Annotated in this window: 10 protein-coding genes; all 10 read right to left on the bottom strand. The window is 67.5% G+C overall.

Annotation, left to right across the window (positions count from 1 at the left end; all coding sequences use genetic code 11):
- Window positions 1-110: 110 nt before the first annotated feature.
- Entirely contained in the window at window positions 111-833 is a 723-nt protein-coding gene (locus tag P1U75_RS17255; RefSeq protein ID WP_300245406.1) for a protein phosphatase 2C domain-containing protein, read from the bottom strand.
- Entirely contained in the window at window positions 830-1,507 is a 678-nt protein-coding gene (gene tagF / locus P1U75_RS17260; RefSeq protein ID WP_300245408.1) for a type VI secretion system-associated protein TagF, read from the bottom strand. Before tagF ends, P1U75_RS17255 begins: the two co-directional genes overlap by 4 nt.
- Window positions 1,507-5,082, bottom strand: a complete 3,576-nt coding sequence (tssM, locus tag P1U75_RS17265) for a type VI secretion system membrane subunit TssM (protein WP_300245410.1) — start codon at window positions 5,080-5,082, stop codon at window positions 1,507-1,509. The genes tagF and tssM overlap by 1 nt, the downstream gene beginning before the upstream one ends.
- Window positions 5,079-6,503 carry a type VI secretion system protein TssL, long form gene (gene tssL, locus P1U75_RS17270; RefSeq protein ID WP_300245413.1) on the bottom strand — a complete coding sequence of 475 codons (1,425 nt, stop codon included), beginning with the start codon at window positions 6,501-6,503 and terminating at the stop codon, window positions 5,079-5,081. Before tssL ends, tssM begins: the two co-directional genes overlap by 4 nt.
- 16 nt (window positions 6,504-6,519) lie before the next feature.
- A complete protein-coding gene (tssK, locus tag P1U75_RS17275; protein WP_300245415.1) occupies window positions 6,520-7,860 on the bottom strand; it encodes a type VI secretion system baseplate subunit TssK in 1,341 nt (446 codons plus the stop codon).
- Window positions 7,861-7,924: 64 nt separating this feature from the next.
- Window positions 7,925-9,481, bottom strand: a complete 1,557-nt coding sequence (gene tagH, locus P1U75_RS17280) for a type VI secretion system-associated FHA domain protein TagH (protein WP_300245417.1) — start codon at window positions 9,479-9,481, stop codon at window positions 7,925-7,927.
- Window positions 9,482-9,488: 7 nt separating this feature from the next.
- Window positions 9,489-9,788 carry a PAAR domain-containing protein gene (locus tag P1U75_RS17285; RefSeq protein WP_300245420.1) on the bottom strand — a complete coding sequence of 100 codons (300 nt, stop codon included), beginning with the start codon at window positions 9,786-9,788 and terminating at the stop codon, window positions 9,489-9,491.
- 16 nt (window positions 9,789-9,804) lie between these two features.
- Window positions 9,805-10,398: a hypothetical protein gene (locus P1U75_RS17290; RefSeq protein ID WP_300245422.1), complete on the bottom strand. Its 594-nt coding sequence runs from the start codon at window positions 10,396-10,398 to the stop codon at window positions 9,805-9,807.
- Between the two features lie 10 nt (window positions 10,399-10,408).
- Window positions 10,409-12,502 (bottom strand): type VI secretion system tip protein TssI/VgrG, encoded by a 2,094-nt coding sequence (gene tssI, locus P1U75_RS17295; protein WP_300245424.1) that lies wholly within the window; start codon window positions 12,500-12,502, stop codon window positions 10,409-10,411.
- A gap of 63 nt (window positions 12,503-12,565) precedes the next feature.
- On the bottom strand, window positions 12,566-15,735 hold a 3,170-nt coding region (locus P1U75_RS17300; protein ID WP_300245425.1), incomplete at its 5' end, for a type VI secretion system contractile sheath large subunit.

Here is a 15,735-nt window from a genome sequence, read left to right on the forward strand (position 1 = left end):
GGGCGCGGCGAGAGCGGCGGCAAACCCGTTTCGCCCGGCCACAAGGCCGGGCAGCGCCCGACCCTCCCCCCGGGAGGGCGCTGCCCTTTGCTTTGTCCACTTGGCGCCCGCTAAAGCACGTCCACCACGATGATCGAGATATTGTCGGCGCCGCCGCCGGTCAGCGCCACCTGCAGCAACTCGTCGCCCAAGGTTTCCAGCGGGGCGCGGGCGAGCAGCCGTTGCAGCAACCCCTGGGTGGCGTATTTGGTCAGCCCGTCGGAGCAGATCAGGAAACGGTCGCCGGTGGCGACCTCGCCGCGGATCTTGTCAAGCTCCAGTTCCTCGCCGACGCCGACGGCACGGGTGATGGCGTTGGACTGCGGGTGCTGTTCGGCCTCGTCCCAGGTCATCTGGCCGGCGAGCACCAGTTCGGCCACGGCGGAGTGATCGGTGGTCAGCATCTCGATCTGACCGGCGCGCAGCCGGTAGATCCGGCTGTCACCGGCCCAGAGTCCGACGAAATGGCCGTTGGCCATCATCAGCGCCGCGACGGTGGCACCGATCACGCCGCGACCGCGCGCCTCGGCCTCGGCGCGGATGGCGCGATGGGCGCCCTGGATCGCGTCGCGCAGGGCATGCATCCGCGCGGTGGGGTCGAGCCCGGCGGGAATCGTGGCAATGGCATCGGTGACCAGCCGACTGGCCAGATCGCCCGCCTCGTGCCCGCCCATGCCGTCGGAGACCACCCAGATGTGGTGATCCGGCAGCGCCAGCACCGCGTCCTCGTTGACCTTGCGTTTCAGCCCAACGTGGGTCTGGACGGAGTAGCGGTAGGGATGCAGATCGGTCATATCGGGCGGGCCTCGCTCCAGATCGGCGCGTTGAGGTCGAACAACCCCCGCGCGCTGCCGTCGTCCGGCAGCCCCTCGCAGATCATCATCCGGGGGGCGCCCGCGACCTCGGCGCTCCACAGGCTGGGGGTGGTGTAGCGCCCGGCCAGCAGGCCCGCCGCAAGATCGCCCGGCAGGGTTCCGGGCGCCGACTGGGTCAGCACCAGGCAGCCGCCGGCCTGGCGCAGCGGCGCGGTGGCGCGCATCTGAGGCGCCGGGATCGCGGCCAGGTCGGATTCCAGCGTGTCGCGCGTGGCGGCGTCGTCGAGTGCTGCGAGTGCCACCTCCTCCAGTCGCGCGAACAGCGCCGCCTCGCGGAAATGATCCAGCGGGGCGGGGCCGGGCGTATCGAGGGCCGCCATCAGCGTGAGCGGAAAGCGCCGACCGACCCGGTCGACCGAGGGCATCAGCACGCCCATGACCTTGCCGCGCCCGGCCAGCCCGGCGGCCAGCGCGAAACGCCAGATCGGTGCCGACATGTAATGACTGTCCCAGGCCGCGCCCAGCGCCGATTGCCCCGCCAGCAACGCCCCCTGCAGCCAGGCATCCCAGCCCGAGACGAATCCGGGCGGGGCCGAGAGGCGGAAGAAATCGCCGACGGCGGGGATCTTGCCGAAGGCGCCGAACCCCGCCATCAGAGCGACTCGGGGCAGCTGAACTTGGTCAGCGCGGGCAGCGCGAAGGGGTTGATCACCGAGCTGACCTGAAGATCGAAGATCGCCAGCCGCTCGCCCACGATGAAGTTCACCCGCTTGCGGTCGGCGACGTTGAGCGAGCGGATCTCGGCGGCGTCGAGCAGCCGGAACCAGGCCCAGGGCCCGTCGCGCGAGAGCACGCTTTCGGTGTTGCGCCGGGCCGGCTCGAAGCTGACCCGCGCCAGCCCGAGGGTGCCGGGCCAGGTCACCGCCACCGGGGTCGGCAACCCGCCGCGCTGCTTGAAGGCGATCTGCTGGCCGTGCACCTCGAGCAGGACCGAGCGCGCCTTGTCGCTGAGCCCGTAGGGGGTGATCTGGAACTGGATCTGCGGCTGCGGACCGCCGGCGAAGAACGCCTCGCGGATCTGCGAGGCATAGTGGAACTGTTGCAGCACCGAGTTGGAGATGCCGAGATCGACATCGTTGACCCGTTTCCAGGTCCAGGGGCGCGAGCGGGTATCGACGTATTTCACCAGGTTCTCGTTGAAGAAGGCGTCGATCAGCCCGCCGGGCGCGAAGATCTTGGCGAAATCCTGCACCCCGACATCGGCGCGCGCGCGCGAATTGAACGGGTAGCGGTTGGCCAGCGCCTGTTTGCAGAAGGGCAGCACGCTGGCCTGCCAGCGCGCGTTCATCGAGGCCCGGGTGCCGTCGGCGGCGATGCCGGAGGAGCCGTTGGCGATCTGGGTGGCCCAGCGCGGCACCGGCCCCTCGATCCGGCTGGCGACCTGCTGGAACCGCAGGATCGCCTCGCCGCCCTCGCCGCCGGAGGTGACGCCGCTGAACGACATCTTGTTGAGCTCCTGATAGACCTGCGTGAGCACGTCCATCATCTGGTCGAGCTGCGAGGGCTGCCCCTCGGGCCGATCGACCAGCCGGTGCAGCCAGTCGAAGCGGTCCTCGACATAGGCGCCGGGCGGTTTCGGCGGTGTGCCGTCGCCGCCGGTGGTGGTGTTGAGCAGCGCCTCCATCAGGATCTGGCCCTGGATCGAGAGGCTGGAGCGCGCCTCGATCGCCGCCACCGCACCGGCTCCCTGGCTGAGCGATTCGGTGTTCAGCGCCGAGCGGTCCTCGGTCAGGCGGGATTCCTTGCTGACCTCGGTGAGGATGTTGACGATGGGCGAGGTCGGCCCGGAGAGCACGTTGGTGACCTCGACCGCGTGGCTGAGCGATTCCATCGGGATGATGTCGATGTCCGCCAGGAGCTGATCGTAGCGGGTGATGAAATCGTTGTAATAGAGATCGAGCACATCGCGGCTGAGCGCCAGCAGAGCGGCGTCGGTCTGGGCCGCCTCGCCGCGCGGGCCGAGCACCCAGCTTTCGTTCTGGACCCGTTCGGCGACACTGACCGCCTCGGGGAGGAAGACGTTGTTGAACCCGTCATAGGTGAAGATGCCCGGGATGCCGTCGTTGAGCGGCTTGCCCGAGGAGCGCACCAGCACCCGCGCCACCGCCGGGCCGCCGATCTCGGTGATGCGCCATTTCGGCAGGGCGGTGGCCTTGGGGCTGTTGATGATGCCGTTGTAGACGCGCTGTGCCAGGGGCATTTCGGTCAGGATGCCCTGCACCCGCTCGATCAGCGGGCCGTTGAGCGCGATCTCTTCCATCGGCTGCGACAGCAGGGCGTCGAGGTGATCGGCCAGGTCGGCGCGCAGATCCTTTCGCTGCACGCCGGGATAGGCGATTTCCCAATCGACGGTCATCCAGTCGCGCACCAGATCGCTGTTCATCGGCCCCTGCAGCCCCAGCATCAGATAGATCTTGAGCGCCTCGTAGAGCAGATCGGGGTTGTTCATGTTGCCGGTGATCTGTTCCTCCAGCCGCAGCAGCATCCGCGGCAGGAAGCGGCGGTTGAGCCCGGCGCGATAGGTCTGCGCCGCCTGGGTGCCGATCACCTCGCCCTGGTAGAGACCGTAGCGCAGCGCGCGCGGCGGCTCGGGATCGGAGAGCACCGGGTTGCCGGGCATGTCGCGCAACTGGTTCAGCGCGATGACCACGGGCGGAAGGTCGGTATCGCCCACCGGGCTGGGCGGCAGGGTGTCGGCGGCCTGCTGATAGGCGTCGGCCTGTTCGGCGGCCTGGGCGATCAGGTCGGTATTGCCGAGGTAGGAGCGCAACCAGAGCGCGCCGGTGCCCAGCGCGATCAGCACGGTGGCGGCGATGGCAGCGCGGCGGGTCCAGCGATAGCGGCGTTCGACCTTGTCGTCTGCCGAGACCAGCCCGGCCTCGGGAAAGATCACGCCTTCGAACAACCGGGTCAGGAAGAACGAGCGCCCGGTGCCGCTGCCGCTGCCGATGGCCTGGCGTCCGATGCCGAAGGTCTGGGCCATGCCCAGCATCAGCCGGTCGATCGGGGTGCCCTCCTGCGTGCCGGAGGTGAAATAGACCCCGCGCAGCATGTGGCGTTTCTCATAACGGTTGTCCTGGAACACCTCGTTGAGAAACTCGCGCGCGACCCCGCGCATCGTGGCCACCTGCGCCGGAAAGCCGGCGACCAGCGCGCGGCGCTGATGGTCGGTCTCGGTTTGCAGCCGTTCCAGAAGCTGGCCGTTGAGCCGTCCCAGCAGCCCGCCGAACTCCTCGTCGAACGCAGCGATGGGCGAGGCCTCGTCCCTGGCCTTTGCCAGCGGCAGGGTGAAACCCCAGACCTGTTCGCGGTCCTCCTTGCCGAGGTTGTCGAAGAACTCGGTGAACCCGGCGATCAGGTCGGCCTTGGTGAAGAGCACATAGACCGGAAACCGCACGCCGAGCCGTTCGCGCAGCTCGTTCAGGCGCATCCGCACGGCACGGGCGTGGTTTTTCTGGGTCGTCTCGTCCTGCAGCGAGAGATCGCTGAGGCTGATGGCGATCAGGGCACCGTTGACCGGCTGGCGCTTGCGGTATTTCTTGAGCAACCCGAGAAAGCCCAGCCAGGCGGCGTTGTCGGCCTCGGCATCGCTTTCCTGGGTGGTATAGCGCCCGGCGGTGTCGATCAGCACCGCCTGGTTGGTGAACCACCAGTCGCAATTGCGGGTGCCGCCAACCCCGCCGATGGCGGATTTTCCCAGCTTCTCGGCCAGCGGGAATTGCAGGCCGGAATTGACGATCGCCGTGGTCTTGCCGGCGCCGGGGGGGCCGATCATCACGTACCACGGCAGTTCGTTCAGGTGGCGGCGGCCGTTCTTGGATTTGCGCAGCTCGGCCAGCGCGGTCTTGAACTTGCCGCGCAGCTCGCCCAGCTCCTCGGAGCTGACATCGGCGTCGTCGGAGGTGTCGACCGCCTCGGCCATCTCCTCGGTCATCTCCTTGTCGCGGCGGCTGCGGCGCCAGACGATCAGGCCGATGACCAGCAGGAAGAACAGCCAGAGACAGGCCAGAGTCACCACGCGGGCGAGGATGCTGTCGAAGGGATGCCAGCCCTCGGTTCCGATCAGCGGCGCGAAATACCAGATGCAGGCCGAGAGCACCGCCGCGACAAGGATCAGGACGAAGTAGATCGAGCGAAACAGCGGAAGGATGAAACGGCGAAGGATCATTGCCCCTCCTCCTGGACCAGAAGCACCTCGATGCGCCGGTTCCTGGCGCGGCCTTCCTTGGTGGCGTTATCCCCGATCGGCTCCTTGTCGGCGCGCCCCTCGGCGCTGAGCCGGTCGGGATCCTCGAGCACGCGGGCCATGCCGGACATCACCGATTTGGCGCGCGCCAGCGACAGGTGCATGTTGGAGGGGAAGCGCGACGAGCGGATCGGCACGTTGTCGGAATGGCCGGCCACGATCACCGGGCCGGGTTCGTCGTTGAGCGCCTCGGCGACCCGGTTCACCGGGTTCACGAAGCGGTCCTGCAGCACGTCCGAGCCCGAGGCGAACATGCCCGAGCCCTTGATCCGGATGATCAGCGTATTTCCCTTGCGGAACACCTCGACGATGCCCTCGTCGATCTCGGCCTGCAGGAATCCGGTGACCTTTTGCAGCTGCACTTCGGCGGTGGGCGGCGGCGGCGGCGGGGGCGGCGGCGGCGCGCGCCGCTCCAGCGTGGCCTTGGGGCCGGATTCGATGGTCGAGAGCTGGCCCAGCACCCGTTCGGTGGAATTCGACAGCGCCCAGCTGAGCCCGGCGAACTGCAGCGTGAGCAGCACCGCGACAACGGCGACGGCGATCCAGACCAGGCGCCAGGCCGAGAGCGGCTTGAACGGTTTCTCCACCCCCTCCCAATGGGGCGAGACATCGCGTTCGAACGGGCCACGCTGGGCGCGGATGATGCGCGCCAGCCCGCCGCGGATGCGCAGATGCTTGTCCGAGCCGCCCTGTTCGACGCGCAGCCGCCCCTCGAAGCCGAGCGACAGGCACATGTAGAGAAACTCCAGCATGTCGATATTTGAGGAGGGTTCCTTTTCCAGCCGCGCCAGCAGGTCATAGAAACGGTCGCCGCCGACGGTTTCGCGGTGAAAGGTGCCGACCATGGATTGCAGGCCCCAGCTCGATTGGCCACCCCAGGGGGTGTTGAGCACCACGTCGTCCAGCGTGGCGCAGAGCGCGTAGCGCGCCACCTTGACGGTTTGCGCGGCGATGCCGGCCTGCAACGCGCGGTTCTCGAATTCGCGCACCTCGGCGACAACGCTCTGGCGCAGCTTGTCCGGGTCCATGTGCTGGGCGCGGTTGCGGATGCGGCTGATCAAAGCGAACAGGGTCGAGGCGCAGGCGATCAGCTGGTTCATGCCGGTCAGCACCGGCCGGGCCTCGCGCGGGGCGGCAGCAGCCGGGGCGGCGGAGGCGGCCGATTGCGGCACGCCGAAGGCATCGCCACCGCCCTGCCCGCCTGCCGACGGTTGCGGTTCCAGCGGATCGGGCGCGGCGGACCGGGGCGCGGCGGGCTGCGACAGGCGGCCACCGGGATTGGGTTTGATCACCGTCTTGTCGGTGTCGTCCGGTTCGGCAAAGGGATCGTCATGGTCGGCCATCGTGTTTCCCAGTCGCTCAGCTGTTGCGGATCGCCCAAAGCTCCATCTTCAGCCCCGGGTACTGGCCCGAGACATGCACGGCGATGCCGCCGGAGGTGGTCATCTTGCCCCAGTAGGGGCTGTCGGCGTCGAGTTCGAAATAGACCACGCCCGAGTGATAGGGGATCTGGCGCGGTGCCACCGGCAGCGGCCGCAGGGTGATCCCCGGCAGCGCCGAGTTGACCAGTTGCCGGATCTCCTCGACCGGGCCGATCTTGGCCTGTCCGGCGAAGTGGCGGCGCACGTCCTCGGCGGGGATGTCGGCATCGACGGCGAGCACGAAGCCGGCGTTTCCGATCAGCTTGCGGTCGGCGATGACGCCGACGCTGATGCCGTATTTGCGCGCCTCGAGCTTGATGGGAATCGCCGTCTGTTCGAGCACCGAGGAGAGGTACTGGCGCAGGGTGCGGATCACCGGGTTGAAGCAGGCGGTCAGGTTGTCGTGGGTATAGGGCGGAAAGACCGGCGGTTGTTTCTCGGAGGTCATGAACACCGAAAGTTCGCCCGCCAGACCGGCGCAGGTGCGGAACAGCTCCTCGGGGTGCAGGTTCTCGATGGTGGCCATGTGGCGCACCTGCGGCAGCATCCGGTTGATGATGGTCAGCAGCAGGAAATCCGAGACCTCGGCGACGCCGCGCGCCGCGCCACCCTCGGAGAGCCGCCCGGCCAGAGCCTGCATGCGATGCGACAAAAGCCCCTCCAACTCGCGCAGGAAGCCTTCGAGCGGCAGCGCGGCGCGGATGTCGGTGCAGGCGGGGATGAAGGACTGGTCCAGCACGATTTCCTTGTCCGGGCGCACCTCGATGATGCGGGCCACCGGGATCGCCAGCCGGTCGGCCAGATCGTCGACCGCAAGGGCGAATTGCAGCCGCATCTTGCCGACCCCGAGCACCACCGGTTTTTTCTCGGTGCCCATGGTGTCGATCACCTCCTGCTCGGCCGGGCGCAGCCGGCTGGCCGACATCTCGGCGCCGGAGAGATCGACCTCGGCGGCACCCTGGCGGCGCTGCGGCACGGTCAGGTGAACGATGCAGTCCTTGATGGTGTCGGGCACCTCGAGCGCGGGCGGGTGATTGTCGGCCATGGGCACCCGGAACACGGTGCCGTCCTGGGTCAGCCCGGCACAGGATTTGAGCGCGAACTGGCCCACCTTCAGCGCCTCGTGGTCGATCTCCAGCGTGTTGAAACCCCAGGCATAGGGGCGCAACCGGCGGGCCAGGCCGCCGACCAGCGCCTCGGTATAGCGGTCGGCCTGCTGGAAGTGGTGGGGTTGCAGAAACAACCCCTCGGTCCAAAGTACCTTGCTGTCCCAGGACAAAAGGCATCCTCCTTGTTGCCGCCCTTCGGGGGCGTCTTGTCATTTGTCGCCGGGCGGGCCGGCGTCAGTCCTTGAGCTTGTCCAGCTGCACCTTGTAGGCGCGCGCGAATTCGCGGCTGAACAGGTCGTGAAAATCGTTTTCCGCCTCGTCCGAAATCTCGGCGTAGATCTTTTCGTAAATTTCCCAGTAGCGGGCCTTCTTGCCCTTGAGCAGGCTGCCGATGGCGCCGGAGGTCTCGATCCGGTCGGCGACGACCTTTGGATCCAGCCGGGACAGCACGCCCTTGAGCGCGGCCTCCATGCCGGTGACCATGGCGATCTCATGCGCCTTGATGTCGTCGAGCGCCTGTTCGGCGGCGGTTTCGGCGCCGAGGTAGCCCTTGCTCGCCGGGCGGACCATCGCCTCGATCGCCTGTTCGGGGCTGATCGAGAATTTCAGCGGGTTGTTGCCGCCGGCGCTGATCATCGTCTGTTCGATGCGGAATTCCGACTTGATCGAGGTGCGCGTCATCAGGATTTCGCGCAACCCGGTGATCAGGGTTTTCATCACCCGGCCCATGCGGCCCATGGTGATGACCAGCTGGGCGTCGTCGAGCGTGAGCTCCTCGGCGCCGACCCCTTCGAGAAAGGCGCGCGCGGCATCGGTGCCGACGATTTCCGCGCCTTCGTCGGGATTGGCAGGGCGGGGCGGTTCGGGCGCCGGTTCGCGGGCCAGTTCGGGGGCGGGTCTGGAGGCCGTTTCGGAGACCCGCACCGAGGCGGGACCCGGCACCGGAGCGGGCGGGGTATCGAAATCGGGCGCGGTATTGGGCGGGGTGCGATGCGACACCTCGGGCGGGGCCTGGGGCCTGGGCCCTGGCGGCGCGGGCGGCGGGACCTCGGGCGCGGGTGGCAGGGCATCGGGCATGCGCGGCGCGGTATCCGTGCCGCCGCCGAGCAGATCGTCGTCCCAGTCCTCGGGGATCTGGTTGCCGCCGCCGGTGGCCTGCGGCATGAAACTGTCCTGCGCGGAGGCGTTGTGTTCGGGCAGGCTGGCACCCGCGCCGCCACGCCCGTCGTCCGGCCCGGCGAAGAACGGATCGTCCTCCTCGCCCAGGGGCGGCATCAGCTCGTCGATGGGGTCCACCGGGTTGAGCTGCGACGGGCCGGTGGGGGAGCTGTTGTCGCCCAGCAGATCGTCGAGGAAATCGCCGCCCGGCCCGGCATCGTCGAGCAGGGCCAGCGGGTCGGGCGCATGTTCGGCCACGCCGGGTGAGGCCATGCCCTGCGCCACCGGATCCGCGATGGGGGCGTCGGCGGGAAGGTCGGCTGACATCTCGACCACCAGCTCGTAGGGGCCCAGGCACAGCACGTCGCCATCGTTGAGCGGCGTCGACGTGCGTCCGATCGGGATCTTGGCATAGTTCAGGAAGGTGCCGTTGGTGGACAGGTCGACCACCATCACGTTGCCGTTGTGATCCTCGATCACGAAATGGTTCTTGGACAGGATGCGGTCGGGGTCGGGCAGCACAAGATCATTGGCCGGGCCGCGCCCCACGGTCAGGCTGCCGCCCTGCATCCGGATGGGCCGGGCATTGCCCGGAACGGTGCCCGAGGACTGGAATTTGAGCGTGACGGCCATTGCGCGGTCAGCCTCCGGTGAGCACGGTGAATTCGCCCTTCAGGATGGCGCCGCCGCAGGCGCCCAGATCGCCCATCCGCGCCGCCGGCAGGGTGCCGATCAGCACGGTCATCGAGCCCTTGACGATCGGATGCGGCGGGGCCGAGGCATGCATGTCGGTCACCCGCGCCGCCGGCAGCTTGCCGACCAGGACGGTCGGCAGGCAGGGCGGCATGATCGGCATCGGCGCCGGCGGCGCCGGCGGTACGACAACAACCGGCACGTTGCACAGGTGCAGGTCGGTCAATCTGGCTTGTGGCGTCCCCATGTCGCGCCCTCCCTGCTTATGCTTCTTCCAGCTTGACCTGGCCGTTGCCGCCGCGCCCGATGTCGAGCGCGCGGTCGACCAGCAGCCATCCATGTTCCTCGAACCTATCAGACAATTCCCCCAGTGCTACCATATTCATGGCGAAAGCGGCGGCCTCGGAGGCGCCGGCGGGGGCGGGAAATTGCGCCAGATCGCCCGGCCCCAGTGTCCCGTCGGCATAGAGCACGGAGGTGGCGCAATGCACGGTATCGTCGTCCACATAGGCGTGGTCGAGCGACCTGCGCGCGGCCTCGCGGTTATCCTCGGAGGGGTTGTAGACCCAGGCCTCCGACGCGGTGAGCGAGGGCGGATCGCGGTCCGAGCGCGGACCGATGTAGTCGCGGGCCGCCATGCAGGCCCACCAGACCCGTTCGCGCGGCGGCAGCAGGATCGCGAGCAGACGCAGCAGATCGACCAGCGCGCGTTTCTTGTGCAGTTCGGCCAGCACCACCTCGGCCGGGGCGCTGGCCGGCGCATCGAGCCGGGTCTTGAGGATCACGTTGCAATGCGCCAGCAGCTTTGCCACCGGATCGCGGGGTAGTTTGACCAATCCCTGGAACTTGTCGCTCATACCGGCCGCCCTAATTGATCATCGTGATGCCGCCCTTAAGGACAAGCATCGCGTCGCCCTTGACGGTCGTCATCGGGCTCTTGGCGTCTATCATGCCATCGCCCTGAATCTTGATGATCGGACCCTTGATGGTCACGCCTGAATTGTCGATCTTGACCGAGCTTCCGCCGACCTTGAGCAGGATCTCGATCGCCGCGGTCATCGTGATCTTGCCGGATTTGACATCCACGGTCATGTTTCCGGTCTTGACCGTGGTGGCGTCGTTTCCGGTGATCGTCTTGGTGTGCTTGCCCTCGATCTTCTGGGTCTTGTCCTTCTTGATCTCCAGCAGCTGGCTGCCGGTCTCGATCTTGTATTCCTCGTCGCCCTTTTCGATCGTCACATACTGATTGCCCTCCTGCACGGTCTGGGTGACGTGGTTGCGCACCACCTGGCTGAGGCTGCCGTCCTCGTCATGGGCACCGGCATCGACCGCGTCCTGGCCGATGGTGACCACCGACTTATTCTTGATCAGCATCTGATGGTCCTTCTGGGCCTGGACCCGCATCAGTTCGCTGTCCTTCTTGTCTTCGAACATCAGCTCGTTGTAGCCGCCGCCGCCCTTGGACGAGTTGGTCTTGATGCCAAGCTGGGTCTGGTCGGCGGGATAGGTGTAGGGCGGCATCGTGTCCTTGTTGTACAGCATGCCGGTGCAGATCGGGCGGTCCGGGTCGCCCTCCTCGAACTGGATCACCACCTCCTGCCCGATCCGCGGCACCGCGACCATGCCCCAACCCTTGCCCGACCATGGGGTCATGACACGGACCCAGCAGCTTGCGTTTTCGTCCTTCTTGCCGACGCGGTCCCAGTGGAACTGCACCTTGATGCGGCCGTGTTCGTCGGTCCAGATCTCCTCGCCCGACTTGCCGACCACGGTGGCGGTATGCATGCCGGGAATGCCGGGCCAGGGGGTCGTCAGCGGCGCGCGGAACTGCTCGGTCTTGGGGATCGCGCCGAAGACGCAGGCATAGACGTCGCCCGAGACCTCCTCGGGGAAATCCACGTTCCGCGGCTTCAGATCATGGCGCAGATTTCCTTCCTTGAAGTCGGTGGCGACCTGGAGGTAGTGCACCGCGTCGGCGATGATATAGTCCTTGTTGGCCTTGCTGTCCGGGTGATCCTTGAGCTTGAAGGTGAACCCGGTGGCCAGCGTGCGCACGCTGCCGGCACCGCGCCAGAGCTTGTGGCGGACCGCCTCGGCCTCCATCCGTACGCGGGCCTGCTTGTTGCCCAGCCCGGTGTCCTTTCGGTAGTGGCCGGGATAATCGTAGACCTCGTAACTGGCGTGGCTGTGGCTGCCCTTCTTGATCGCGTTGGTCACCTTGAGATCGGCGGTGGGCGAGAGAAAGTCGTAGTCGGTCAGGGTGACCTTGCCGGTGGTCAGGCTTTCCTGTTCGGCCCATTCGGCGATATGGTCGCTGCGGCGGCGGTCGGTATTGTCGCGCGCGTGATAGCGCAGCGTCGCCTCGCCCGGCACCGGGGAATGGCCGTTGACCCCGTCGCAGAGCACCATCTTTTCCGAGGTCGACGGCGCCTTGTTGCTGTCGAAGTAAAAATAAATCCCCTCTTCCTCCAGCAGCCGGCAGACAAAGTCGAGATCGCTTTCGCGGTATTGCACGCAGTATTCGCGGGTCTGGTACGTGTCGCTCAGCCGTTTCTGGAAATCCGAGAAGCCGTGGTCGCCGAACACCTCCTCGATGATCTCAACGGCGGTCTTTTCCTGGAAGATGCGGCAATTGTTGGTGCGGGTCAGCAGCCAGGCCCAGGGCCGGACCTCGGCCACGTACTGGCCATAGCCGTCGCGGAAGCCGAGGTTCTCGACCGAGATGCACAGGCCCTGAAACTCGCGCTCCTGCTCCGACTCGTCGATCAGGTGCAGCCGCATCGGCTTGCCGATAAATCCCTTGAGGTCCAGCGACTTGTTCTTCGACTGGAACTCGATCGTGGTTTCGGTCAGGGTGCTGAGCCCCTCGCGCACGATGGCGCGCTTGAGCAGGATGTCGGTGGCGGAATAGCCCCCCGACATCCAGACGACTGCCGACTCGTGTGGTTTACTCTCCGCCATGGCCTGTCCTTTCGTGACCGGGCGCGATGCGCGTTTGAATTACCTTCAGGTCAAAAATCTTCATCACAAATCGTCCAGCAGCGCGGCCAGGTCAGCCTCGATATCGCCGTCGTCGCCCCCGTCGCCACCGGACTCCGCATCGTCGCCGAAGCCCGAAAGCAGATCGTCGAGATCGACGTTGCCGGCCTCTGCCTCGCCCCCTGCGGCGGGCGGCGGCGCGGGGTTCGGCGGCGAGGGCTGCGGCGGGGCGGTGCCCGACCACGGCCCGAGGATGTCGCCCCCGGCGAGCGACTGGAACGAGGCCAGTCTAACCTCATCGCGGCCCTTAATCGAGACCACCGGCATGAACCCGCGCGCCATGACGAATTCCACCCGCGACTGGGTCAGGTTGCGTTCGGTGCAGGGCAGCGCCACCTGGTCGCCGTAGCGGTCGGTGACATAGTGGTACGGCATCTCGCCCAGCGACATCACCGAGCCCAGCCCCAATGACGGCCCGTTCTTGCGGAAAGAGCGCGCCAGAAGGATCGCCGCCAGCACCGCCGGGTTGGCCCAGAGCAGGCCCGAGAGCCCCTCGGCCAGGGTAAACTCCTCGAACTCGAACTCGTAGATCGGCTCGGTTTTGGCGCCATAGGGCCGGCGAAGCATGAAACGCGGGGTCACGAGGCCCAGGTGCCCGGCCTCGGGCATGGCGCGCAGGGTATCCCACGCCTTGGCGACCAGCGGGTGGCGATCCTTTTTCTCGATCTCGAGGAACCCCGGCGCGACAGCGGCGAGAAAGGGCGCGTCCACATGCGCCGCGACACGGCCGACGCGGCCCAGCAGCTCTGCATGGGGCGGGGTTTCCTCGAAGGCGTAGAGCCCGATCAGCGCCGAGTAGCCGCCTCGGCCGTTCTCCTCGTCCAGCGGTTCCCCGGTGAGCAGGCGGGCAAAGCCGCTTTGCGACAGGTCATCCTGGCCGGCGAGGTCTGCGGCGATCTCTTCGGCGGAGATGTCATAGAGCATCACGTCGAGCTTGTCGTCATCCTCGATCGAGCGCGCGATCAGGTCGAGCGAGCGCCACTGCGCCTCGATCGACTGGAACTCCGGGTGGTGCAGCAGCATCCGCATGGCGTCCGACAGCGCCGCGTCCACCGCCGCCGTCATCGCCGTCGCGTCCGGATCGGGCAGGGCGCGGATATGCGGGCCGACGATGCGGGCGATCAGATCGCCCGCCGGGCTGGCCTCGGGCGGTTTCGGGCGGGTGTCGCCGATCAGTTTCTGGAAGTCGCTCAGTTTCAGGTCGGCCCGCACCGCATTGCCGCCCGAGCGGGTTTTCGGCGCGAGCGCCCGCTGGCCGTGTTTCTCGGCCCAGTCCCTGAGGGTTCTGGCGGCGTTTTCCGCGGTGGCGCCGCTTTGCAACTGCTGGCGCAGGCCGGCCAGTTCGGAGAACAGCACGACGTTTTCATAAAGCTCGTCCGGGTGCAGGCTGTCGAGCCCCTTGAGCGAGACGGCGATGCCGGCGCCGTCCTTGCCGATGGGCAGCACCAGGTCGGTGGAAAAGCTTTCGATCACATCCTCGACGGTGTCGGGGTCGAGCAGGGTGGCGCGGCGGGCGGCCAGCGCATCGCCTGTCTCGATCAATCCGCGCGCGGCACGGCCGGAGAAATCGCCAAGGATCGCGATGCGGAAGCGTTTGCGGTTGAGCCGTTCGGGCGCGGGGCGGTCGCCGCTGAGCGTGCCATAGGCAAACTCCGGCTCGCCGGTCAGGTTGGCCGCAGCTTCGGGCGCGGCGGGCGCCGCATCGTCACCGCCGAGGTCGCCCAGCAGGTCGTCGAGATCGTCGGCACCATCGCCGCGTTCCTCGGTATCCTCGCCGAGATCGCCAAGAAGATCGTCGAGGTCGGCGTCGGGGGCAGAGTCGGGGGCGGCATCAGGGGCGGTTTCCGGGGCGGGGGCCGCCTGATCGTCCGGGGTCGCGCCGGGGTCTTGGCCCAGGTCTTCATCCAGGTCGCCGAGCAGGTCGTCGAGGGCATCTGCCGCCTCCGACGGCGGCGGGGAAGCGAGATCCTCCGCTGCCTCTGGATCGTTCGGAAGGTCGTCGGGCCGGGTATCATCGGTCGGCGTGGCGGGGGTATCCTTGAAGTTTTTCTCCGTTAAAACGTCGTCAAATTCCGGCAAATCGTCTGCAGCCTTAATCCCGGGATCCGGGCTGTCGATCCCCTCAATTCCCCCCAGATCGCCCAGAAGATCATCCAGATCATCCGTTTCCGTCGCCGCCTCCGGCGCCGCAGCGGCGAGGTCGGCCAGCAGATCATCGGTGCTGTCCGGCTCTGCCGCTTCCTCTGGCGCGGCGGTGGCAAGGTCGGCCAGCAGGTCGTCGGTGCCATCCACCTCCGCCCCTTCCTCCGGCGCGGCGGTGGCAAGGTCGGCCAGCAGATCATCGGTGCCGTCCGCTTCCGCCACCTCCTCCGGCGCGGCGGTGGCAAGGTCGGCCAGCAGGTCATCGGTATCGTCCAACTCCGCCCCTTCCTCCGGCGCCGGGGCAGCAAGGTCCGCCAGCAGGTCATCGGTATCGTCCATCTCTACCGCTTCCTCCGGCGCCGCAGCGGCGAGGTCCGCCAGCAGGTCGTCGGAGCTGTCCTCTTCAACCGCATCTGGCGCGGCGGTGGCAAGGTCGGCCAGCAGGTCGTCGGTGCCATCCACCTCCGCCCCTTCCTCCGGCGCGGCGGTGGCAAGGTCGGCCAGCAGGTCGTCGGTATCGTCCAACTCCGCCCCTTCCTCCGGCGCAGCGGCCGCAAGGTCCGCCAGCAGGTCATCGGTCACGTCCACCCCCGCCGCTTCCTCCGGCGCCGCAGCGGCGAGGTCCGCCAGCAGGTCGTCGGTGCCGTCCTCTTCAACCTCTCTGGGCAGTGCGACCGATGCGAGGCTTTCGAGCGCGGCGCTGGCCGCGTCCTGTTGCTCCACCTCATGCGGGGCGGCGTCGCGCAGGGCGCCGAGCACGGCGCTTGAGCTGTCCTCCTCCGGACTCGCCTCGACCGGCGGTGCCTGAAGGCTGGCGAGCGCCTCGGCGCTGTCTTCCCTTTCGTCGGCGTCTTCGGGCGCGGCGCTGCGCAGCACGTCGAGTACCCCGCCGGATTCGTCACTGGTTTCTTCGGGGATCGGTGCACTCGCCTTCAGGCTGTCCAACACGCCGGCGGAGGCATCCTGCGGCGACACCTCTTCCGGGGCCGCGGATTTCAACCCGTCGAGCACCC

The sequence above is a fragment of the Antarcticimicrobium sp. genome (genome assembly GCF_029212575.1).
Taxonomy (GTDB): Bacteria; Pseudomonadota; Alphaproteobacteria; order Rhodobacterales; family Rhodobacteraceae; genus Antarcticimicrobium.